Source organism: Coralloluteibacterium thermophilum (assembly GCF_042654365.1).
GTDB classification, from domain to species: domain Bacteria; phylum Pseudomonadota; class Gammaproteobacteria; order Xanthomonadales; family Xanthomonadaceae; genus Coralloluteibacterium; species Coralloluteibacterium thermophilum.
This window is the reverse complement of record NZ_JBHSGG010000050.1, coordinates 1-21,727: the sequence shown is the minus strand read 5'-3', so window position 1 is coordinate 21,727 and position 21,727 is coordinate 1. Positions and strand designations below refer to the sequence as shown.

General features: G+C 72.7%; 15 protein-coding genes and 2 pseudogenes. All 17 read right to left on the bottom strand.

The features are described from left to right. Nucleotides 1-5: 5 nt before the first annotated feature. Nucleotides 6-728, bottom strand: a complete 723-nt coding sequence (locus ACFO3Q_RS16460) for a PP2C family protein-serine/threonine phosphatase (protein ID WP_377005929.1) — start codon at nt 726-728, stop codon at nt 6-8. Further along, complete coding sequence (gene tagF, locus ACFO3Q_RS16455) at nt 725-1,432, bottom strand: type VI secretion system-associated protein TagF (protein WP_377005927.1); 708 nt, start codon at nt 1,430-1,432, stop codon at nt 725-727. Before tagF ends, ACFO3Q_RS16460 begins: the two co-directional genes overlap by 4 nt. Further along, nucleotides 1,429-4,920: a type VI secretion system membrane subunit TssM gene (tssM, locus tag ACFO3Q_RS16450; protein ID WP_377005925.1), complete on the bottom strand. Its 3,492-nt coding sequence runs from the start codon at nt 4,918-4,920 to the stop codon at nt 1,429-1,431. The genes tagF and tssM overlap by 4 nt, the downstream gene beginning before the upstream one ends. A gap of 5 nt (nt 4,921-4,925) precedes the next feature. Further along, a complete protein-coding gene (gene icmH / locus ACFO3Q_RS16445; RefSeq protein WP_377005923.1) occupies nt 4,926-6,251 on the bottom strand; it encodes a type IVB secretion system protein IcmH/DotU in 1,326 nt (441 codons plus the stop codon). Nucleotides 6,252-6,254: 3 nt separating this feature from the next. Further along, on the bottom strand, nt 6,255-7,592 hold the full coding sequence (gene tssK, locus ACFO3Q_RS16440) for a type VI secretion system baseplate subunit TssK (protein ID WP_377005921.1): 1,338 nt from the start codon (nt 7,590-7,592) through the stop codon (nt 6,255-6,257). A gap of 176 nt (nt 7,593-7,768) precedes the next feature. Then, on the bottom strand, nt 7,769-9,043 hold the full coding sequence (gene tagH / locus ACFO3Q_RS16435) for a type VI secretion system-associated FHA domain protein TagH (RefSeq protein ID WP_377005919.1): 1,275 nt from the start codon (nt 9,041-9,043) through the stop codon (nt 7,769-7,771). 37 nt (nt 9,044-9,080) lie between these two features. Then, nucleotides 9,081-9,617, bottom strand: a complete 537-nt coding sequence (locus ACFO3Q_RS16430) for a DUF6931 family protein (protein ID WP_377005917.1) — start codon at nt 9,615-9,617, stop codon at nt 9,081-9,083. 11 nt (nt 9,618-9,628) lie between these two features. Further along, nucleotides 9,629-11,635: a type VI secretion system Vgr family protein gene (locus tag ACFO3Q_RS16425; RefSeq protein WP_377005915.1), complete on the bottom strand. Its 2,007-nt coding sequence runs from the start codon at nt 11,633-11,635 to the stop codon at nt 9,629-9,631. Nucleotides 11,636-11,834: 199 nt separating this feature from the next. After that, complete coding sequence (locus ACFO3Q_RS16420) at nt 11,835-13,184, bottom strand: tetratricopeptide repeat protein (RefSeq protein WP_377005939.1); 1,350 nt, start codon at nt 13,182-13,184, stop codon at nt 11,835-11,837. A 110-nt stretch (nt 13,185-13,294) separates the two neighbouring features. Then, nucleotides 13,295-15,788 (bottom strand): annotated as a pseudogene (locus tag ACFO3Q_RS16415) (serine/threonine-protein kinase). Next, nucleotides 15,758-16,318 (bottom strand): ECF-type sigma factor, encoded by a 561-nt coding sequence (locus ACFO3Q_RS16410; protein WP_377005937.1) that lies wholly within the window; start codon nt 16,316-16,318, stop codon nt 15,758-15,760. Before ACFO3Q_RS16410 ends, ACFO3Q_RS16415 begins: the two are co-directional and overlap by 31 nt. 89 nt (nt 16,319-16,407) lie before the next feature. After that, on the bottom strand, nt 16,408-16,698 hold the full coding sequence (locus tag ACFO3Q_RS16405; RefSeq protein WP_377005913.1) for a PAAR domain-containing protein: 291 nt from the start codon (nt 16,696-16,698) through the stop codon (nt 16,408-16,410). Nucleotides 16,699-16,760: 62 nt separating this feature from the next. After that, nucleotides 16,761-17,267 (bottom strand): sn-glycerol-3-phosphate transporter, encoded by a 507-nt coding sequence (locus tag ACFO3Q_RS16400; RefSeq protein WP_377005911.1) that lies wholly within the window; start codon nt 17,265-17,267, stop codon nt 16,761-16,763. 74 nt (nt 17,268-17,341) lie between these two features. Then, nucleotides 17,342-18,877, bottom strand: a complete 1,536-nt coding sequence (locus ACFO3Q_RS16395; protein ID WP_377005909.1) for a hypothetical protein — start codon at nt 18,875-18,877, stop codon at nt 17,342-17,344. A gap of 767 nt (nt 18,878-19,644) precedes the next feature. Continuing rightward, a complete protein-coding gene (locus ACFO3Q_RS16390; protein WP_377005907.1) occupies nt 19,645-20,250 on the bottom strand; it encodes a hypothetical protein in 606 nt (201 codons plus the stop codon). Nucleotides 20,251-20,384: 134 nt separating this feature from the next. Continuing rightward, a pseudogene (locus tag ACFO3Q_RS16385) lies at nt 20,385-20,628 on the bottom strand (hypothetical protein); the annotation flags it as partial. Nucleotides 20,629-20,914: 286 nt separating this feature from the next. Next, a complete protein-coding gene (locus ACFO3Q_RS16380; RefSeq protein WP_377005905.1) occupies nt 20,915-21,442 on the bottom strand; it encodes a hypothetical protein in 528 nt (175 codons plus the stop codon). Between the last annotated feature and the right edge of the window lie 285 nt (nt 21,443-21,727).

Below are 21,727 nucleotides of genomic sequence, written 5' to 3'. Positions count from 1 at the left end.
TCGCCTCACTCCTGCAGATGGACGGCGATCGCCGACACGTTGTCGCGGGCGGCGCGGCCGAGCGCGAGCTCGAACAGGCGCGCCACCAGGGTTTCCGGATCGCGGCCGCGCGCGCATTCGAGATCGAGCTCGTCGTCGCCGATCTCCTTGTTGATGCCGTCCGAGCACAGCACGAACTTCGCGCCCGGCTGCGCGGCGGTGACGACCCAGTCCACGAACAGCGGCGTCTGCGCGCCGACCGCGCGGGTCAGGGCGCCCGGCGGCGGTGCCGGCTGCGCGGGCGCGTTGCCGAACTGGGTGACGTCGTCCTTCACGCCGTGGACGTGGTCGCGGGTGATCTGGCGCAGGCCGCGGTCGCCGAACCAGTAGCCGCGGCTGTCGCCGACCCAGCCGCACAGCATGTAGTCGCGGTCGTGCACGAGCACGACGACGGTGGAGCCGATCAGGTCCACGCTGCGTTCGGCGGCGAAGCACAGGAGCTCGTCGTTGACCGCCTCCAGCGCGTCGTCGATGGCGTCGATGAAGTCGCACAGGGCCGGCGGCCGCTGGATCTGCGCGAGGCGCTGCACGATCAGGCCGCTGGCATAGTCGCCTGCGGTGTGTCCGCCGAGGCCGTCGGCGACGACCCACAGGCCGACCTCGTCGCGCACCAGGATCGCGTCCTCGTTGTGGCGCCGGACCTTGCCCGTCTCGGTGCGCCCGGAGGAACGGAAGGCGGCCGCGCTCACGGCAGCGCCTCCAGCACGCGGCGCTCGGTGGTGTCGTCCGTGGCGCCGGCGCCCGGGGCCAGGAATTCCGCGTAGTCGTCCCCGCCCGGCAGGCCCGCGCCGAGCAGCAGGCGCCCGCGCGTCCACCACAGCGCGCAACCGGCCGGGGCCAGCGCCGCCCACAGCGTCGCCGGCAGCGGCGAGGCGGTCTCGCCCAGCGCCAGCCACACGTTGCGGCGGCGCGGGTCCAGGTCGCGCGGGAAGGCGCCGATGCTCGGCGTGTCCGGGTCCGGCGGAACCGCGAGCGCGGCCACCTGGGCGTCGAAGGCATCGACGCTCCAGCGCTCGGCCTGCGCGGTGCGCAGCACGCGCTCGGCGGCGACGAACCAGCGCCCGCCGTCGTGCAGCACGCCCGGCTGCGCGGTGCCGCCCGGCAGGCGCACGCCGATGGTCATCGGGAAGCAGCGGCCGACGCGGTCGCAGCCCGGGCCGAGCACGCCGGCCCAGGCGCCCTCGCCGAGCAGCCCCGGCGAGAGCAGGAAGCGCCAGACCGGGCTGGCCGCGTAGAACGCGTTCCAGCGGGCGCCGAGGCGGTCCCGGCTCTCCACCACAGCGCGCGAGAAGCCGCGGTCCCACACGTCGAGGAAGGCGGGCGGGATGCGCCGCTGCACGAAGTCGCCGGCACCCGGCAGCTTGCCGAAGAAGCCGGGCGCGGCCGCGCTCATGCGCCACCTCCGCAGCGGAAGCGCTGCACGCTGGTGTCGAGGAAGGGGTGGCGCAGGTTGCCGGCCTGCACCGGCAGGGCCACGCTGCGGCCACCGAGGTCGAAGCGCGCGACAAAGCGCAGGTCGGACTCGCGCTGCAGGCCGCCGGCCTGCAGCAGCCGGAACAGCGCCCACTCGCCCTGCCGCACGATGCGCCCGACCTCGACGCCCGCCGCGTCGTAGCCGACGATGGCGGCGCGCCCCGGCGCGGGGCCGGGCCAGCGCAGCATGGCGCTGGCATCGCCGCCGGCGCCCGCCTCCCAGGTCTGGCCGTCGATCTCCACCACCACCTTCGCCAGGCCGTCGCCCAGCGCCGGCGCCAGCAGGCTGAAGCCGACCTCGGGCAGGTTGCCGTCGCGGAAGTAGCTGCGCTTGATGCGGTCGGCGAGCTGCATCTGCGCGGGCAGGCCGGCGGGACCGGCCACCGCGCCGGGGCCGCTCCGCCAGCGCCAGGTGCCGCCGGTGGTGTCGATCAGGCGTTCGAGCGACTGCCGGTAGAGCGTGTCGAAGCGGCCGCCGTAGCCGAACAGTTCCCCGAAGTTCTGCAGCGGGATCTCGGCCTGCGCGGTCGGGTCGAACGGGTAGCGCCCGCGGATGAACTCCGCGCAGTCCGCACCGACCGCCTCGCGCGCCTGCTCGCCGAGCGCAGCGCGCGCGCCGGTGGCGACCAGGGCCTCGCTCGCGCCGGTCAACGAAGCGACCCAGCCGGAGACCGGCGGCGGCAGCTGCGCGGCTTCCTGCCGCGCCATGAGCAGCTGCGGGTTGGGCTGGCCCGCCTCGAACTCGCGCAGGGTCAGCAGGGTCTTGCCGAGCTGGTCGAGCACCGCGAGCGTGCGGTCGAGCGGCGTCGCCCCCGGCGCACCCTGCCCCAGCAGGTTGAGCGTGGCGAAGTGCTCGGCGATGGCCTGCCCGGGCTGCGGCGCCTGCGCCTGCCCGCCGTCGCCCAGGACCGCCGCGAGCGCCGCGTTGCGCGCCGCAAGCTGGGCGCGCGCCTTGTCGGCCACGGCGCCGGCGGCCTGCGCAGCGGCATCCGGCTCGGGCGTGCGCAGCATGTCGCTGGTGTTGGCGCGCACGAGGTCGAGCAGCAGGCGCAGCGGCGAGGCCGGGCCGGACAGCTTGGCGGCGAGGATGCTGGCCTCCTGGAGGTCGGCCGCCGGCTTCACCTGGAGATCGGCAAGCAGGTCGTCCCAGGCGCGGATGTAGTCCTGCTCGTAGAGCTGGGCGACCTGCTGCGCGATCCGCGCGCGCGCCAGCGCGTCGCTGCGCCCTGCGCCCAGCACCCAGTCGTCCTGCAGGAAGCGCTCCACCGCCCGCTCGATGCCGCCCCCGACCTGCGCGGCGAACGCCGGGCGGGTGTACAGGGCCGGCAGCGGCTCGGACAGCGGCGTCCCACTGCGGCGCACGAAGGCGTCGCCCAGCAGGCCGAGCTCCTTGTCGAGGCGGATCGGCTCGCCCTCCCCGTCCGCGCCCAGGCGCAGGCCGCTGTACACCAGCGCCGACATGTCGGCGGAGCGCAGCGTGCTGCGGGCCTGCTCCACCTGCGCATCGTCGAGCGCCAGCGCGCGGATGCGCCCGGGTGCGCCGGCGAGGAAGGCGGTGTGGCCCGCCATGGCGGCCTGGAGCACGGGATCCTGCGGGAACAGCCGCCGCCACTCGATGTCGGCCAGCGCCTGCAGCTGCGCCCCGTCGGCGTGCGCGGGCTGGCCCAGCATCAGGTAGCCCTTGAGATAGAGATACAGCGCCTGCAGGTCGCCCGCGTTCGCCGCCATCCCGCGCCGGAACTGCGCGGCGAGCCCCGGCACGACGAGCGCGTTGAGCTCGCGCTGGTAGGCGTCCTGCAGCTGCCGCCCCACGGCCGCGCCCTGGTAGAGGCCGGCACGCATCGACAGCGGCACGTCGCCGTGGTGGCGCTGCGCGACCTCCATGGCCTCGCGCAGCCCCTCCAGGCGCTGCAGGGAGAGCGCGAAGTACTGCGGCATGCCGCTCGCGGTGGACGGATCGGGCACGTCGGGGCGCGCCGCCAGCGCCGCCTGCACGTCGGCGAGGTAGCGCCCGTTGCGCATGTAGCTGCCGGCCATCGCCGCCACCAGTCCGATCGCCAGCACGCCGATGCCGGCGAAGCAGGCTGCCCGCGCCAGGGCCTTGCGGCGCTCGGCGGCGGGCTCGGTGCCGGCGAAGCCGGACTCGCGGAACACTACCTCGCGCAGCAGGCGCTCGACGAAGAAGGTGCGGGTCTGCGCTCCCGGTGCGTGCACGCGCGCCTCGTCGAGGCCGAAGGTGCGCGCGACCGCGCCCATCATGCGGTCGATGGGCGTGCCTTCCTGGGTGCCCGAGGTCATGTAGACGCCGCGCAGCAGCAGCGGCGGGCCGTAGGCGTGCCCGGCGAACACCTCCTCGGTGAACTCGCGCGCCACGTCGCCGAGCGCCGCGAACTGCTGCGGGAACGACAGGATGGCCGCGCGCCGGCCGCGGTCGCGCTCGCCGTGCAGGCGGTCGATCAGGCGCGAGTTGATGCGGTCCAGCAGCAGGTTGAACTCGTCGCCGAACTGCTTCGCGGCGCTGCCGTCCATGGTCTTCGCGACCGGGAAGGACACGCCCCAGACCTGGCTGCGCTGCTCGGGATTGAGGTCGTCGAAGAACTCGCCGAAGCCGGCCACGAGGTCGCACTTGGTGAACACCAGATACACCGGCACGCGCACGCGCAGGTGCTCGGCCAGCTCGTCGAGGCGGCGACGGATGACCTGCACGTGCTGGTCGCGCTCTGCGTCGTCGAGCAGCAGCAGGTCCGACATGCTCATGGTCACGAGCACGCCGTTGAGCGGGCGGCCGCGGCGGTGCCGGCGCAGCAGCTTCAGGAAGCCGGCCCAGGCGCCGGCGTCGGCGTTGCGGTCGGAATCCTGCGTGGTGTAGCGCCCGGCGGTGTCCAGGAACACGGCCTCGTCGGTGAACCACCAGTCGCAGTTGCGGGTGCCGCCGACGCCGCGCAGCGCCTCCTTGCCGAAGTGCCCGGCGAGCGGGAACTGCAGGCCCGAATTCCTGATGAGGGTGCTCTTGCCCGAGCCGGGCGGCCCGATCACCACGTACCACGGCAGGCTGTGCAGGCTGCCGCGCCCGCGGCGCCGGCGCAGCAGCCGGATGGCCTCGCGGAAGCGCGCTTCGAGCTGCGCGCGATCGCCGGCGGCGGCGTCGCCGTCGGCCGCGTCCGCGGCCAGCTCGCTGCCCATGCGCTGCGCGCGGGCGCGCTGGCGCAGGTGCCGGACCAGCACGACCAGGCCCCAGGCCAGGAGCATGCCGAGCACCGCCAGCGCGCGCGCCGGCACGCCCGCCAGCGGCACGTGGCCGGCGATGGCGACGTAGGGGCCCAGCAGCCAGACCAGCACGGCCAGCAGCAGCACGCCGACCAGGCTCACGAACCAGCCGGACTTCAGGAGGGTCACGATCTTCGACACGGCCTTCAGTCCCCCGCCGGCTGGAACAGGATCTCGACGCGCCGGTTGCGCATGCGGTTCTCCGGCAGGTGCGGGGGCAGCGCGACCGGTTGCGACGGCCCGGCCCCGACCACCTCGATGCGGCCCGCATCGGTCATCTGCGCCCCCAGTGCCTCCGCCACCGCGCGTGCGCGCTCGGTGGAGAGCTCGTAGTTGTCCTTGAAGCGCAGCGAACGCAGCGGCAGGTCGTCGGTGTGCCCGACCACGATCACCCGCCCGCGCAGCTGGTCGAGCGCGGCGGCGACGGCACGCAGCAGCGGGACCTGCTCGGCGGCGACCTCGGTGCCGGCGGAGGCGAACATGGTCGCCGCGTTGAGCCGCACGCGCTCGCGGCCTGCGGCCTCGTCCTCGACGCTCAGCAGGCCGGCCTGCTCCTGGGCCGCGAGCAGTTGCTTCAGGCGCAGCGCGGGCGCGGCGCGCGGCGCGTCGCCCGGCGGCACGGCGGTCTCCAGGCCGATGCGGGCGGCGTCCGCGGCGATGGGCGCGGACAGGTCGTTGAGCCGGGTGTGCAGCCACAGCAGCACGCCGAGCACGACGCAGGCCGCGGCCGCGGCCGCGACCCACAGCGGCACGCTGCGCACCGCGCCGCGCCGGTCGTCGATGCCCTGCCAGTGCGGCGCCAGCACCTGCGCCGCGGCGCCCCGCTCCGCGCGGATGCGGCGGTAGAGGTCGTCCTGGATGTCGGCCAGCCGTGCGCGTCCGCCGGCCTCGATCTGGTAACGCCCGGCGAAGCCCAGGGTCAGGCAGATGTACATGAGCTCGATGAGGTCGATGTGCCGCGGCACGTCCGCGCACAGCCGTTCGAGGATCAGGAAGAACTTGGCGCCGCCGTAGGACTCGTCGTGGAAGGTCACCAGCAGGGTCCGCTGCGCCCAGCCGCTGTGCTCGCCCCAGGGCGAGTTCAGCACCGCCTCGTCGAGCAGCGTGCAGAGCACGTAGCGCGCCGCGGCGACCGTCTGCGGCGCGATGCCCCCCTCGGTCGCACGCGCCTCGAACCTGCGCACCTGCAGCATGGCCTGCTCGCGCAGCTGCGCGGGGTCGGCGGCGCTGGCGGCGTGGCGCAGCTGCACCGCGAGCAGCAGCAGCGGGCTCGCCGCCTGCACCAGCGGGTTGAGGCCGCGACCGAGGAACTCGCTGATGTCGGCCCGCGCGGGAACGGGAGCGGGCGGCACGGCGGAGGCGACCGGCTGCGGCGCAGGCGGCGCGGGCGGTGCCGCGGCGGCAGGCTGGCGCGGGCGCACCACGGTCGCGTCCTGCATCGGGTCGTCGGGTTCGTAGCCGCGCGTGCTCATGGGTCAGCCCCTGATGGCCCACAACTGGAGGTCGAGTCCGGGGTATTCGCTCCCGAAGTGGAAGGCGATGCCGCCGGAGGTGCGCAGCTCGCGCCACAGCGGCGACTGCGTGTCGAACTCGAAATAGACGTAGCCCGCGTGGTACGGGATCTGGCGTGGCGCGACCGCCATCGGGTTCAGGCCGACGCCGGGCAGCTGCAGGTTGACCAGGTCGCGGATCTTCTCGACCGGGCCGATCTTGGCCTGCGGCGGCAACTGCCTGCGCAGCTCCTCGGTGGGCATCTCGGCCTTCGCGGCGAGCACGAAGGCGGCGCTGTCCACCAGCCCCGGATCGGGCACCACCGCCACCCACACGCCGAACTTGCGCTTCTGCACCGGAATGGGCAGCGCGGTCTGTTCGAGCACCGCGCTCAGGCTGCCGCGCAGAGCCGCGAACAGCGGCTCGAAGCTCTCCTGCAGCGCCTCGTGGCGGTAGGGCGGCAGCGCGGGCAGGCGCTTGCCCGGCGCGGTGAAGGTGGCCAGCTCGCCGGCCAGGGCCGCGAACGCACGGTAGAGATCTTCCGGATGCAGCAGCGGCGCCGCGGCCCAGTGCGCGACGACCGGCTGCCAGCGGTTGACGACCTGCAGCAGCAGGAAGTCGGCGATCTCGGCGGCGCCGCCGCGGTCGGTGAGCGCGACCCGGTTGGCCAGCGCCTCGCCGCGCTGGTGCAGCAGGCCGAGCAGCTCGACCAGGAAGGTCGCCACGCGCGGCGCGGCCTGGCACGCCAGTGCGGTGGGCACGAAGGCGTCGTCCAGGAGCACGCGGTTGTCGGCCCGGCATTCGACGATGCGGGCGACGGGGATGCGGGTCAGCCCCTCCAGCGGCTGCGACTGCGGCAGCAGGCGCGCGCTCATGCCGCCGACTTCCAGCGGCACGCTCTCCTCGGTGCTGCCGGAGGCGTCGGTGGCGCCGGTCTCGCGCACGCGGAAGCGATAGAGCCGGTCGGCCGGTGCGTCCGGCCAGGCGCTCTCGGGCTGCGAGGGCGAGCGCAGCGGCAGGGTCAGGTAGACCACCTGGTCGCGGCAGTTGACGTCCACCTCCAGCGGCGCCGGCAGCGGGTCGTCGTCGGGCATGGAGAACGGCGTGCCGTCGGCGAAGACGCCGCGGGCGCGGCGCAGGCCGAGCTTGCCCACCGCCAGCAGGTCCGGCTCGAACTCGAGCTCGGACAGGCCCCAGGGGTACGGCCGCAGCGCGTCCGCACGCAGGCCGACGAAGCGCTCCAGGTAGCGTTCCTGCTGCTGCATGTGCTGGGGGCGCAGGAACAGGCCCTCGCTCCACACGATCTTGTTGTTCTGGGTCATCCCCTGCTCGCTCGCTCCGGCCGTGCGCCGGCCACGCGCCGCCGGCGGCGGAACGACTGCGGCGTTCCCGCCTGCGATGGCGCGCGATGGCGTGTAGATGCGCCGGGATTCTGCGGGCGCCCCGGGGCGCCAGCCCGTCATTTCGTCTCAGGGCCCGCCCGGCAGGACGGACGTCCTCAGCGCGCCTGCGCGCGCCGGGCGGACTTCAGGCGGCCCAGCTGGGCCTCGTAGGCACGGGCGAACTCGTCGCCGAACAGACGCCGGAAGCACTCGTCGGGGTCCTTCACGGTGGCCGCGAAGTTCTCGCGGTAGCGCTCCCAGTAGCGCCCGCCGCCGCTGAACATCGAACGCTTGCCGCTGGCGTCGACCTCCTGCTCGAGGCGGTCGGGATTGAAATGGAAGAGCACCGACTCGAAGGCCGCGCGCATGCCGGCGAGCATCGCCATCTGGTGGCAGCGGATGTCGTCGAAGGCGTCCTCGAACGCCGCCGCGCCCGAGAGGAACGCGGCGCCGCCGGGCGCCATGATCTTCTGCATGGCCTCGTCGGGCGTCGCCGCGAACTTCAGCGGGTTGTTCTCGGAACGCTGGATCAGCGTCACCGGCAGGCGGAAGGTGTTCTTGATCTCGGCGCGCGCGCGCAGCACCTCCATCACCCCGTCCACGACGATGGCGAAGATGCGCTGCAGCTCGGGATCCGCCGCCGCGGAGCGCGCGGCGGCCGGCGCGAGCGCCGCGGCCTGCTGCGGCGGTGCCGGCGGCGACGCGGCGGCGCGCGCGAAGTCGCCGGAGGTCAGGTCCCACTCCTCGGGCAGGTGCACGGGCGATGCGGCCGGGCGCGGCGGCTGGAAGTGGTCGGCGCTGGCGGCGCTGTGGTTCCAGCCGCGCGCGTCCGTCGGCGGGGGCGCGGGCGGCCGCGGCGCCTCGTCCAGCAGGCGCAGCGGGTCGAGCTCGCCCCGCCCGGTGCCGCCCAGTCCGGCGAGCAGGTCGTCGACCAGGGGCGCGGCCTGCGCGAAGGCAGGTGCAGGCGCCGGCGCGGCCGGCGGCGGCAGCGTCTGCGCGCGCGCGGGCAGCAGGGTGAAGTCGGGCAGCCCGCCCGCGACGGGCGCCGCTGCCGGCGGCGGCACGGCGGCCGCCTGCACCGCGACCTCGATGTCGAAGCTGTCCAGGCGGAGGCGGTCGCCGTTGCCCAGCGCGGCCGGCTCGCCGCGGGTCATCGGCGCGCCGTTGAGCAGCATGCCGTTGGTGCTGCGGTCCTCGACGAAGAACATGCCGTTGACGTAGCGCACGATGGCGTGGGTGCGCGAGACCCCGGGCGAGGCCAGCACCCAGTCGCAGTCCTCCGAGCGGCCGATGCTGCCGCCACGGCCCTCGAACTCCATATGCGCACGGATGCCGGCCGGCACGACCTGGGGGCTGGCGATCCTGAGAATCAGCGTCTGCGGTGTCGGCATCGATCGTCCTCGTTGCTGCGCCACGCGGGCGGCGCGGTCAGTCGGCCTGGCCGGTATCGCCCAGCAGCGCGAGCGCATGGGCCAGCAGCCCGGCGCGGCGCGCTGCGAAGGAAACGGCGTCCTGCGCGGCCATCATGTTGATCGCCGCCACCGCCGCGCAGGCGGTGAGGTGCGGCGGTGGGCCGACCACGGGCTGCCCGGGCGGCGCGAGACTGCCGCCGGCCCAGCCGGCCGCGGCCGCGACCCAGGCCCCGGCAGTGGCGTAGTCGCCGGCCTCGGCGAAGTCGAGGGCGGCGCGGCGGTTGGCCTCGTCGGGCTCGCGCACCCAGCGCTCGGCCAGGGCCGCGCCCGCCATGTCGTCCGCAGACAGGCCGATGCCGCGCGCGCACTGGCACAGCCAGGCCACCGCGTAGCGGCGCGGCAGCACGCGCGCGAGGAGCTGCAGCGCGGCCTGGTGCCGGCCGGCGTCGATCAGGGCGCGCACCGCGGCCTGCGGGGTCGCCTCCGGCGGGATCAGGGCCTGCGCCTCCGGCGCGACGTCCATCTCGCGGCAGGCCTGCATGACGAGGTTCATCCGCCCGTCCCTCAACCGATCTTGATCAGGGCGCCGCCGAGCGTGGCGATGCCGTCGGCGGACATGTCCAGCAGCGCGCCCTTGAGGCCGAGCTTGGCGCTGGCCTTGGCGTCGAGCATGCCCCCGGAGCTGAGCTTCATCGTCGCGCCGGCGCTGGCCTCGACCTTGAAGCCCGCATCGACCACCACCTCCTGCGACTTGACCATGACCTTGGTCGTGCCGTCGATGGTGATCTTCAGGCCCTTGATGTCGATGGTGCCGTCGCTCTTCATGACGATGCTCGACTGGCCCGTCACCAGCTCGATCTCCTGGCCGGCATCGAGCTTGAACTTGCGGCCGATGGTCGTGGTGCCGTTCTCGGCGACGTCGAGGGTGTCGTTCTTCCTCACCTCGTGCGTGCGGTCGGCGCCCACCACGACCCGCTGCTCGTTGCCGATCTCGACGATCTCGTCGTGCTCGACGGCGACGTGGTGGTCGTTCTCGACCTCCTCGCGCATGTCCTTCTGCGCGTGGAAGAACAGCTCCTCCTCGCCGGCCTTGTCCTCGAAGCGGATCTCGTTGAAGTCGACAGCGGCGCCGAGCAGGCTGCGGCTGCGGATGCCGCTCTGGGTGCGGTTGTCGGGCAGCGCGTAGGGCGGCATGTGGTCGGCGTTGTAGACGCTGCCGATGATCAGCGGACGGTCGGGGTCGCCCTCCAGGAAGCTCACCACCACCTCCTGGCCCACGCGCGGGATGTGCAGGGCGCCCCACTGCTTGCCGGCCCAGACCGAGGCGACCCGGACTGGACAGGACGGCGGCGGGCTGCCGCTGGATGCGCGGCTCCAGTGGAAGGCCACCCGCACGCGGCCGTACTCGTCGACCGCAATGTCCTCGTCGGTGTCGTTGCCGACCACCACGGCGGTCTGCAGGCCGGGGATCGTCGGCCGCGGCGCGCGCGCGGGGCTGCGGAACGGCAGCCTGCTCTCGATCGCCTCGATCCCGCAGCGCACCGGCGCGGCGGCGCCGCCGCCCGAGGCGTAGCCCGGCTCCGCCATGTGCATCTCGGTGGCGACCACGAGGTATTCCTGGTTCCACTCCCGGCGCGGGAAGTCGCGCAGCTCGAACAGGTTGCCCACGGCGATGCCGGCCGCGGTCGCCTCGCCGCGGAAGAGCGCGCGCTCCACGGCATGCGCCTCCGCGCGCACCTGCGCATAGCGCTCCCCATCGGCGAGCGCCGTATGCGTCCCCGGCCAGTCGTAGGCCTCCAGGCCCGAGACGCCGTGCAGGCCGCTGCCCTGCCCGCACTCGCCGGTCGCCAGCAGCGCGGTGCGGGGCCGCAGCGGGTCGAAGTCCGACAGGCGGTGGGTGGTGGTGTGCACGGCGCAGGCCGCGGTCCACGTGCCCACGGCCTCCGCCAGCCGGTGCCCGTCGTCGGCCACGGGCAGGTACGGAATGCTCGCGTAGCCGCTGGTGCTGGCGTGGGCGCCAAGGCCGTCGGCGAGCACCATGGTGTGGGCGTCCCGCGCGTGCGCGAAGAAGTAGTAGATCCCTTCCTGCTCCATCAGCCGGCTGACGAAGTTGAAGTCGTCCTCGCCGTACTGCACGCAGTACTCGCGCACCGGGTAGTCGCCGCCGAGGCTCAGGCGCACGTCGCTGTAGCCGATGCCGTCCAGCACCTGGCGGACGATCTGCGGCACGCTCTTGTCGCTGAAGATCCGGCACTCCCGGCGCTGCGTCAGCAGCCAGGGCCGCGGCACCAGGCGGATGGCGTAGACCGCGAGGCTCAGCCTGTCGTGGGTGACGAAGCCGTCCTGGCCGATCTCGGCGACCATCCCGTGGAACCAGCGCTGGTAGCCGTCGGGCATGCGCATGTGCACCGCCATCGGCCGGCCCAGGAGGCCGGCGAGGTCGAGGCGCGCGTCCTGCGAGTAGGCGGTGATGCGGTAGGAGAACAGGCTGCCGAGCCGCTCGCTGGCGTGCATGCTGCCGAAGAGCAGCGCGTCGCCGAGGTCGGAATGCAGCGTGTAGATGCGCGCCATCGTCGGGTCCAGGAAATGCGCGGCCTCCGTCGGTCAGCCGGTGCGGTGGGTCCGGGCAGGATGGGGGCTGGGCGCCGTCGCACGGTCGCCCAGCCCCGCCACGGCCGTGCCTGCGCCCCCCCTGTGCGCGCCGCACGGCCGTCCCCCTGATCGACGCGGATGCTCACACACGCACGGAGGGGCAAGGCGACATTTCGTCTCAACGCGCAGCCGCGGCGCGCCGGGCGAGCACCACCCACCCGGACACGGCCTCGCCCGCCTCCTTCCGCAGCTCCGCCGCATCCAGCCGCACCACCTCGAAGCCGGCCGAGGCCAGCGCGCGCCGGACGTGCGCGCGGCCGTGCCGGTAGCGGCCGCTGACGCCGAGTTCGACCCGGTCGGCGTCGGCCGGCAGCGCCTCCACGGTGAAGGCCAGCCAGCCGCCCGGCCGGAGCGCGCCGAAGGCGGCCGCGGCGACGGCGTCGAGTTCGCCGAAGTAGACAAGGGTGTCCGCCGAGACGATCACGTCCCAGGTGTCCGGCCGCGCGACGAGGAAGGCGGTCAGCTCGTCCACCACCAGGGTGTCGTAGCCGCCGCGCGCACGGGCCTTCTCCACCATGCCCGGCGACAGGTCGACGCCGGTGAGCCGGCGCGCCAGGGGCCGCAGGAACGGCCCGCAGAGTCCGGTGCCGCAGCCTGCGTCGAGCACCTCCAGCGCCGCGCCGGCCGCCGGAACGTGCGCGGCCAGCGCGTCGGCGACCAGTTGCGGCGCGCGGTAGTCGAGGTTCTTCAGCAACTGCTCGTCGAAACTGTCGGCGAAGCCGTCGAACAGCTCGCGGACGTAGTCGTCGGCGGCGCGCGGCGGCGGCGCGCTGCCGCCGCAGGCCGCGAGCATGTGGCGCGCCAGGGGACTGTCCGGCTCGCGGCGCAGCCAGTCGGCATAGACCTCGCGCGCCTCGTCGTGCCGCCCGAGCATGTACAGCCCCACTCCCAGCGCCTCCAGCACGCGGAGGCTGCCCTGGTCGAGCCGCCAGGCGGTCCGGAAGCACTCGACGGACTGGCGCGCGTGCGCCTCGTCCTGGGCGTGGTTGCGCAGGAACAGTCCGAGCAGGTAGTGGCCGCGGGCATGGTCCGGCACGTGGCGCAGGAGCGCGCCATAGGCCTCGAAGGCCTCGTCGAGCCGGCCCTGCGCCTCCAGCACCACGGCCAGATTGCTCATCGCATCGGCGTGCGGGGCGATCGCCAGCGTCCGCCGGTAGCAGGCTTCCGCCTCCTCCAGGCGGCCCGATTCCTTGTGCACGTTGCCGAGGTTGTTGTGCGCGTCGACGTAGCGCGGATCGGCGGCGAGGGCGCGGCCGATCAGCGCCAGCGCCTCGTCGCCATGGCCGCGCTGGTGCGCCAGCACGCCGAGGTAGTGCAGCGCGTCGGGATGTCCGGGACGTGCGGCGAGCACGCGCCGGTACAGGCGGCCCGCCTCGTCCAGCGCGCCGGCCCGGTGCGCGCGCAGCGCCCGGGCGAGCCAGCGCCCCACCCGCGCGCTGCCTGCCGTCGGCGTCCCCGTCGCCGGCATCTGCCACTGGATCGTCTCGCTCATCGCCCTCGTCCCGGCTGTGCCCGGCGCGGGCATCGCGGCCGGGCGGTCGGCGACGGACGATAGGGCGCCGCGCCGTGCGCGACCCGTCAGCGCGTCTCAGGCGCGGCGTCGCGCCCGTCGGCCAGCGCCGCCTCCACGCGCGCCAGGGTCTCGCGCGCCGACGCCAGCGGGCCCTCGACCTCGCCGTGCAGTGCGCGCCGCATCGCCAGCGCGTCGCGCGCATGGGCGAGGGCCTCGTCGAGCCGACCGACGGCCAGCGACGACTCGGCCAGCGCCCGCTGGGTCTCCGCGAGGACCGGGTGCGGCGCGTCCAGCACCCGCCGCGCGGTCTCGAACGCGCGGGTATGCGCCTCGAAGGCGCGCTCGGCCTGCCCGTCGTCGAGCAGCCAGTTGGCGTGGTTGCCCGTGGTGACGATGCCGAAGACCGAGTCCGCACCGTGCCGCGCGATCATGCCTTCCATCGCCATGCGGTAGTGCGGGCCCGCCTCGGCCACCTTGCCCTGCTTGCGCAGCGCGCCGGCGAGGTTGGAATGCGCGATGAGCACGGCGCGCGCCTGCTCGCCGAACACGCGGATGCTGGCGTCCAGCAGCGTCCGCAGCTCGACCTCGGCAGCGGCGTAGTCGCGCTTCTGGAGGAGGAACACGGCGAGGCTGTTGCGCAGCGCCAGGGTCAGCGCGTGGTCCTCGCCGAGACGCGCGCTGCGGCGGGCGATCAGGTCGCGGATGAGGTCGATGGCCTCGTCGTAGCGCCCCGCGTCGCCCAGGTTGATGGCGTGGCGCGCACCGGCGTCGATCAGCCAGGGATCGTCGTGCTCGACGAGGGCACCCAGCCCGTCGAAGGCGACCTGGCTCTCGGCCAGCGCCTCGTGGATCCGCCCGCGCTCGCGCAGCGCCAGCGCCAGCCGCGAGCGCAGCTCATAGGTGAGGACCGCATGCGGCCCCTCGTGCCGGGTGGAGGCCGCCAGCGCGTCGCGCAGCACGGTCTCGCCCTCCTCGGGGCGGCCGCTGAGGATCAGCGCCTCGCCGAGCACCTGGCGCGCCTTGAGGTCCTCGCTCACCAGCCGGCGCGGATGCGCCGCGGCCAGCAGCTGGACGGTCTCCAGGTGCGGCATCGCGCGCTCGTACTCGCCGAGGCCGACCAGGGCCACGCCGATGGTCAGCTCCACCTCCGCGCGCGCGCCCGGGTGCCGGCCCAGCTCGTCGCCGGCGCGTGCAGACGCGTCGTCCAGCACGCGCAGCAGCAGGGTCTTGTCGAGTTCGCCCGCGATGTCCGGATCGGCGCTGCGCAGGAGCGAGGCGAGGAAGTCGGCGGTCGCCCGCGCACGCTCGGCCTCGGACGCCGCCCTGCCCAGCGACCAGCCCGCCGAGCAGCGTCGCCGCGAGCAGGCAGGCCGCGGCGACCGCGCCGCGATGGCGGCCCACGAAGCGCCGCAGCGTGCGCAGGCGGTCGCGCGGGGCGGCGACGGGCACATGGCCGTCGAGCCAGCGGCGCAGGTCGTCGAGCAGCGAGGACACCCCGTCGTAGCGCGCGCTGCGTTCCCGCTGCATGGCCTTGAGCACGATCCAGTCGAGCCCGTCGTCCAAGGCGCGCAGGAGCCTGCGCGGCGTGCAGCCGCACTGCTGCGCGATGGCGAGGCGGGCTGCCGGCGGCATGCGCCGCAGGCGGGCCGACGGCGGTTCCTCGCCGTCGCCGCGACGGGCGTCGCCGACCAGGAGTTCGCGCAGCAGCGCGCCGAGCGAGTACACGTCGCTGCGCGCGTCCGCGCCCGCGCCGCCGGGCTCCTGCTCGGGACTCATGTAGCCGGGCGTGCCGCCCTGCTCCGACGTGCCCGCCTCGCCCTCGCGGTCGACCTCGATGGCGATGCCGAAGTCGATGATCCTGGGCAGCCCGCGGCCGTCGACCTCGCCGACGAGCACGTTGCTGGGCTTGAGGTCGCGGTGGATGACGCCCTTCTGGTGCGCGTGCTGCACGCCCTCGCACACCCGCACCAGCAGCTCGACGCGCGCGCGCAGCGGCAGGTCGCGCTGCGCGCACCACTCCACGATGGGCCGGCCCTCGACGTACTCCATGACGAGGTACGGACGCCCCTCCCCGTCGGTGCCCGCATCGTGGATCTGCGCGATGGCCGGGTGCTGCATCTGCGCCAGCAGGCGGCACTCGAAGTCGAAGAACCCGCGCTGCCGCGCATCCGCCAGCGAGGCCGCGATGACCTTGATCGCGACCTGGCGGTCGTAGCGGCCATCGGCGCGATGACCGAGGTAGACCCGGCCCATTCCGCCGGCACCGATCAGGCGCTCCACCGCCCATGGCCCGAGGCGGGTGCCCGGCGGAAGCGTGCGCTCCATGCGCGCGAGGGTTCCCGCCGCATCGCGCAGCGGCGCGCGCAGCCGCTCGGTCGCACCGGACTCCGCGGCGAGCATGACCCGCAGTTCGTGCAGCAGCTCCGGCTCCTCGCCGGCCTCGGCCCGCACGAAGGCTTCGCGCTCCGACGGCGGCAACGCGCAGGCCCGGTGGAACAGCGCCTCGAGGCGGCGCCAGTCGTCCGCGCTCAGCATGGGCGCAGCCGCGCTGCCAGCCAGACGCGGGAGAAGCGCAGGTCGCGCTCCAGCGTGGCGGTGGAGACCGCGAGGATGCGCGCGGCCTCGACGATCCCGAAGCCGACCAGCTCCACCAGCGCGAACGCCTGCGCCTTGCGGGCATCCAGGTCGGCGAGCTGGTCGATCGCCTCGGCGACCACGACCAGGTCCGCCGGCTGCGGCTCGCCGTCGGCGATCTGCACGGTCAGCGTGGTCGCGCGCCCCTGCCGCTTCTGCGCGTCGCGCATGCGGGCGAGGTCCACGAGCAGGTGGCGCATCTGCAGCGCGGCGATGGCATAGAAGTGGTCGCGCGACTCGAACCGCCGGCCACCGCGCGACAGCCTGATCCAGGCTTCGTTGACCAGCTCGGTCGGCTGCAGCCCGGGATCGGCCGCCTTCAGCAGATGGCGCACGGCGATGGCGTGCAGCTCCCGGTAGACCCGGCGCGCGAGCGCGTCGCCGGCACCGCCGGCGCCTTCGCGCCAGGCGGCCGCGAGGCGGGTGATCGACGTCGGCAAGGTCGGCGTGTCCATGGCTCCCCGGGCATGTACGCATCCGCGCTGGGCAGTATCGCCCACCCGCGCCGCATTCGCAGCGGCGACGGCAGGGCTCTGCGGCGGGCTCACCCTCCGACGAGCACGGTGAAGCAGCCCATGGCGATCACCCCGCCGTGCGCGGTGGAGTCGCCCATGCGCGCCGCGGGCAGCCCGACGACGAGCACCTTCGAGGAGCCCTTCACGATGGTGTCCGGCGGCCCCACGCAGGTCGCCATGTCCGTGACCCGCGCGGCGGGCAGTCCGCCGATCAGCACGGTGGGCGCGCCGGGGGACACGATGGGCCCGCCCACGTGCGGGACCACGCCGGTCACCATCGGGCAGGTGTGGAGGTCGGTGAGGCGGGCGGCGGGCTGCATGACCCGCGACCCTAGCCCGGCGCGCGGCGCCCCACCCGACGCTCCGTCTCACGCCCGCGGCGCTAGAAATCGACGCCCCAGCCGAGCATCAGCGCCGAGTTGCCCAGCACGATCAGCTCGCCGCGATAGCGGTCCACCTCGACGCCCACGCTCGGGATGACGACCGGCGCCACGCCCAGCCAGTTCATCGGGATCTTGTGGCGGTGCTCGCCGCGGTAGCCGGCCAGCAGGCCCGCGGTCACCTGCAGGTAGAAGGGCGACTCCTGGGCGGCGTAGCGCCGCCCGGTGTAGGCGTAGGCGCTGCGCTGGCGGAAGGAGTTGCGGAAGGTCGCGCCGCCGACGAACCACTCGCTCCCGGCCGGGCTGTAGTCCAGGGCGAGCAGGCCCGGGCGTTCGTGATGGTCCGGATCGCTGCGGTAGTGGTGCACGTGCGTGCCGACGCTCAAGGACCACGTCGGCGCCGACGCGCTCGCACGCGCCTGCCCCGTCGCAGCGGCGAGCAGGAGCAGGAGGGACAGGCACCACGCGACGCGCGCGGCCGGAGGTGGAGCGAAGGACGTGAAGGACATCGCGCGGGAGGTTAGCAGCCCTTCGCCGAACCGTTCGTTACACGCCGGCCGGCCCCCGGCACCCGCGCACCGGGTCAGGCGCCGAGGAAGCCCAGGGTCGCCTGCCAGGCCTTGCCCGCCGTCCCGGGATTCGCCCTGTGCGACGTCGTCAGCTTGAGCAGCCCCTCGACCACCTTGTCCCTGCTCGAGAAGCTGAAGCCGGCGTCCTCGAGATAGTCGGAACCCCAGACCTTGAGGCCGTCGAGGTAGGTGCAGCCGGCATTGAAGGCCGACTGGCTCATCACCGTATCGTCGTCCTTGAACATCTTCAGGAAGTGCATCTTGTCGCCGACCACGCCGCTGTTCAGCGCGAGCACCGACAGGGCCGGAAGCGTGAGCGCATTGCTCTTGAACCAGGCGTTGAAGGCGATCGGCCGGTGATGCAGGGCGTTGGATTCGTTGCGGATCTCCCAGTAGGCCTGCGCCTGGCTGAGGAACCCGCGGATGCGCAGCACCTCCACGATGCGCCAGATGGTCTTGGCGACGATCTCGCAGATGGAGATGATGATGCCCATCAGTGCCGACGCACCCGCCGCCGCGGCATCGACGGCGAGCTTGGCGGTGCCCTTCAGGGTGTCGTAGAGGCCCTCGCCCACGCTGAACCACATCGCGCGGCGGATCGCCTGGACGATCGTCGTCGCGTGCCCCGCCATCAGCGCCACGTCGCGCGAATCCAGCCACTCGCGGAACTTCGTGTAGCCCGCATCCAGCGTGCTGGCGACGCCCTTTGCGATATCGAGGCCGCCGCTGATGAAGGGGGCCGCGGTCTTGAGGAACTGTCCCACGAGCTGGTCGCACAGGGCGCGCAGCAGCTTGGGCATGGTGCCCAGGAGCGCGTCGCTGGGATTGGCGGCCATCGTCTTGATCTTGTTCTGCAGGGCGGTGAGCTTCTCGCAGATCAGTTTCCACATGCGCTCGGCGAAGTCCTGCACCTTGCTGCGGATGAACTCCCATGCCCGCCGCAGCAGCGGGTCCGTCGGCGGCGGGCTCGCCGCAGTGCCCAGTTGGGAGGAGCTGACCACCTTCTTGCGGCCGCTCTGCTCGCGGAGCTTGCTTTCCAGCTTCTCCGCGACCAGGCCGACCGGCATGCGCGCGTTGCCGATCACCTTGCTTGCCGTTTTGGCCGCATCGCCGTCGACCGACGGCAGCGACAGGGTCGAGGTGGTGACATCCATGGCGCCATGCAGCACCAGCTTGAACACGCTGTCGTCGCAGTCGAGGTTGCCGAACAGGTACAGCACGCCCAGCCGCGCGTTGACCAGCGCCGGCGCCATGAATTCCTTCGCCCCGAGTGCGACATCGGTATCGCCCTTGCCGCTGAGCTGTGCGTCGAGCAGCTTGATCGCATCGTTCCGGTCGCGGGAGCTCTTCTTCCACGCGTCGCCCGGCCCCTTGGACTGCTTCCAGCCGTCGAGTGCCGTGCGCACCGCCTTCAGCGACGCGTCCGAGCGACGCTCCGTGTACGCCTTGATCGCCGCATCCAGCAGCTTCAACTGCGGAGCGCGCACGGAGAATGTCCGCCAGGTGAGTTTCTTCCACTGCGCGTAGTCGATCAGCTCTGGCAGGCTCATGGTGTCCTCGGTCGATGCCGCATGCGGCCGGGCGTGCGGCATGCGCGCGCGGCGACGGCGTGGTTGGATGGCCTCCGGACTCCGACCGGGTCGGATCGGAGGAAATGCCCCTGATGCAGTCCGACGCAGCCACGGCCGGCTCAGCGGCGAAGGAAGCTACCGCAGTGCCCTGCGGCCCGCGCGGCAATTCGTCTCAGCACGGAGGCGAGCACGCGCGGCGCGACATTTCGTGCGTCGTCGAGGTGGCTGCCACTTCAGGATCGGGTTCTCGCACGCCACGCCCATGCGCGACTACGTCGGCGCCAACACCCTGGGCCGGATGTCGGCGTGCCTGCGCTTGAGCCTGGAGAGCACCGTCATGGCGCAGTCGGGCTGGGTGCCCATGCGGTGGCGCAGGGTCTCGCTCCGCCCACGGCACCACGATGCCATCGCCCGCGCCCGGTTCCGAGCGGTCGTGCCGGCGCATGCCGCTATCGGCGGCATGCGCCGGAGGGGCGCAGGGATGGAGGCGCACAGCATCGGCCGGCAGACGGCGTTCCGTCTCAGCGGGAGCGGGCCGCCGCCCCGGGGGCCGCACCTCCGGCCATCCTGCCGCCGCGCGGAGTCCGTCTGCTCGGAGCAGGTCGCCCATGCGAGCGCTGCTAGAGGCTGGCACACGGCCCTCGGCTGTCGCGCGCTGCAGTCCGCCGCTACCCACGCTGCCTGACGCCGGCGGTCCGGTAAGCCTGAACCCGATACTGCGCGCGCCCGTGATCGGTATCGCTCGATCAGCTCACCGTACCGCCCGAGGCCCGGCGATACAGATAGATCGTGGCATCGCCCTGCTTGCCCCTCATGCCCATGTAGGTCTCGATCTCCTGGTTCAGGTCCTCGATGAAATTGGCGCCCGTGCGATAGGTGAACAGGCCGAAGTTCGGCTCCATGATGTGATGGAAGCCCTCGAACTTGCCCACCGCGATCGCATGCCCCTTCATGCTCACGTAGCCAGCCCACCAGCCGGCTTCCGGCATCTGGTCCAGGGTGAAGGGGCGGCCCTGGACCTTGCCGGCCTTGACCCCGTTCACGACCAGTGCGCCGGACAACTTCTCGAGGTGCACCTCGGACGTCCCGTGCAGTTCCTTGAAGTACGCTCCATGGAAGCGCAGGACGTCGAAATGTCCCGCGAACTTGGCCGTATCGCGGCATTCCGGCACCTTGTTGGCGTTCAGCAGGCTCACGATCCAGGCGCTGGTGATACCCGAGCAGATGCCGCCGTCGACGTTGTCCGTATCGGCATCGACACCTGGATTGTTGTTCTTGCCGCGAATGATGCACTCGGACGAAGCCCTGCTGAACAGCGTGTTCCCGCTCTTGTACGCGTTGTCGATGGGCATTGCATTCTCCTGATGGCAGATGACGCTCGAAACGGCGCCAGGCCCATTTCTACGCCTGCCACTCAAGAGAACGCATAGGGAAATTCCGCATCTTTCGCCACGGCTCCCACGCGCGGTCATCGGCACTCCGACGATCACGCGACCGGGAAACTCGCGACCGATCCCAGAAAGCACCCTATTGACCGGCGTCGTTCAGTCGCCCGTCCGCCCGACTCGCGCTGGGTGCAGCGGCTCACCGCCAGGTGCACGGCGGCGTCCCTACTCGAAGGGAATCCCGCCGCGCTGCTCGACGCGATTGTTGATGCGGTTCGACTGCAGGCGGGGACGATCCTTGCCGAGCATGTCATCGGACAGCGGGTAGTACGGGATCGCGACCAGCTCCCGCGACACCGGCGCGAGCAAGTGAACCCGATCCCGCTAATCACCACCGCGCGTCAGTGCGCGCCCTCGAATCCGCGCTCCACGCCAGTGCCGACCGACCTTCATGCGCGGCATTCCGCCTCAACTCGCCCCCAGCCGCGCAGACCCTCGGCCGAAACGTATCGGTCTGAACCCATTTGCACACTTTTTCTTCTGACGGTCTCGGGAGCTTCGGGCATGCGCCGCACGGGATCTACCCGGACACGGCGCCTGCTCGAGCGTCTCAGCTACCGCGCGCAACGGGTCAGATCGCGGTCGGATAACAGGCGACCAGGCCCGCCGTCGCCACCTGGGTGTACATAATGCCGGGCGCGGCGCCATTGGCCATTGTGCGGTTGGCGCCCGGCACATAGTTGCCCTTGTTGCCCGGCACGCTGTCGTTCGCGTCGCTCCACGGCCGCGTCGTGATGGAGCAGGTGTTCTGATTGATGTTCTGGAAGTGGACGTAGGACGACCCGCCCGGCGGCAGCGCACCCCAATAAATCGCACCGTTGTAGTTGAGCGCGGTGGCGATATCGCGCAGCTCGGCGTGGTCAGCGGGCAGCCCCGCGCCAGCGGAAGCCGCATACAGGGTCCGCAGCGACTTTCCGTACACGTGCTGGGTTACGAAATTGACGAAGGCGTCCCGCTTGTTGGCGTTCAGCGTGCCGTTGAGGTGGTAGCCGAACAGACCGCCCGCCGTGACCAGCACGATGGCACGACAGCCGTCGACCGAGGGGAAGCCTATGTCCACGGCATCAAAGCCGATTTCACGTTCGCAGAGATAGATCATTGAATTTCCATGACGCGCTGTGGGATGCAGGCGCGGTCAGTTCGGCTCTGGATCTCCCCAGGAACTGGACGAGGTTCGGCTTCCTCTTCGTCACGTCGATAGGCTGCCCATCTTCCAGCCGACAACGCGCCGAACCCTGCACCGCTCAAACGAAATCCATATAGTCGCTGCCGCGACGGGGCCTGAGTGGAACAACCCCACGCCTCACCATTGCTGCAAGGGGTGGGTTCTACCCCGAAATCACGGACGGTTGTAAAAGGGCTGAGAACTTCTGGTCTTGCCTGG

What these genes read in the sequence shown, in the direction of transcription:
- tagF (WP_377005927.1), bottom strand. Translation starts at nt 1,432, where the DNA reads ATGAGCGCGGCCGCGCCCGGCTTCTTCGGCAAGCTGCCGGGTGCCGGC.
- icmH (WP_377005923.1), bottom strand. Translation starts at nt 6,251, where the DNA reads ATGAGCACGCGCGGCTACGAACCCGACGACCCGATGCAGGACGCGACC.
- tssK (WP_377005921.1), bottom strand. Translation starts at nt 7,592, where the DNA reads ATGACCCAGAACAACAAGATCGTGTGGAGCGAGGGCCTGTTCCTGCGC.
- tagH (WP_377005919.1), bottom strand. Translation starts at nt 9,043, where the DNA reads ATGCCGACACCGCAGACGCTGATTCTCAGGATCGCCAGCCCCCAGGTC.
- ACFO3Q_RS16430 (WP_377005917.1), bottom strand. Translation starts at nt 9,617, where the DNA reads ATGAACCTCGTCATGCAGGCCTGCCGCGAGATGGACGTCGCGCCGGAG.
- ACFO3Q_RS16425 (WP_377005915.1), bottom strand. Translation starts at nt 11,635, where the DNA reads ATGGCGCGCATCTACACGCTGCATTCCGACCTCGGCGACGCGCTGCTC.
- ACFO3Q_RS16420 (WP_377005939.1), bottom strand. Translation starts at nt 13,184, where the DNA reads ATGCCGGCGACGGGGACGCCGACGGCAGGCAGCGCGCGGGTGGGGCGC.
- ACFO3Q_RS16410 (WP_377005937.1), bottom strand. Translation starts at nt 16,318, where the DNA reads ATGGACACGCCGACCTTGCCGACGTCGATCACCCGCCTCGCGGCCGCC.
- ACFO3Q_RS16405 (WP_377005913.1), bottom strand. Translation starts at nt 16,698, where the DNA reads ATGCAGCCCGCCGCCCGCCTCACCGACCTCCACACCTGCCCGATGGTG.
- ACFO3Q_RS16400 (WP_377005911.1), bottom strand. Translation starts at nt 17,267, where the DNA reads ATGTCCTTCACGTCCTTCGCTCCACCTCCGGCCGCGCGCGTCGCGTGG.
- ACFO3Q_RS16395 (WP_377005909.1), bottom strand. Translation starts at nt 18,877, where the DNA reads ATGAGCCTGCCAGAGCTGATCGACTACGCGCAGTGGAAGAAACTCACC.
- ACFO3Q_RS16390 (WP_377005907.1), bottom strand. Translation starts at nt 20,250, where the DNA reads ATGCCCATCGACAACGCGTACAAGAGCGGGAACACGCTGTTCAGCAGG.
- ACFO3Q_RS16380 (WP_377005905.1), bottom strand. Translation starts at nt 21,442, where the DNA reads ATGATCTATCTCTGCGAACGTGAAATCGGCTTTGATGCCGTGGACATA.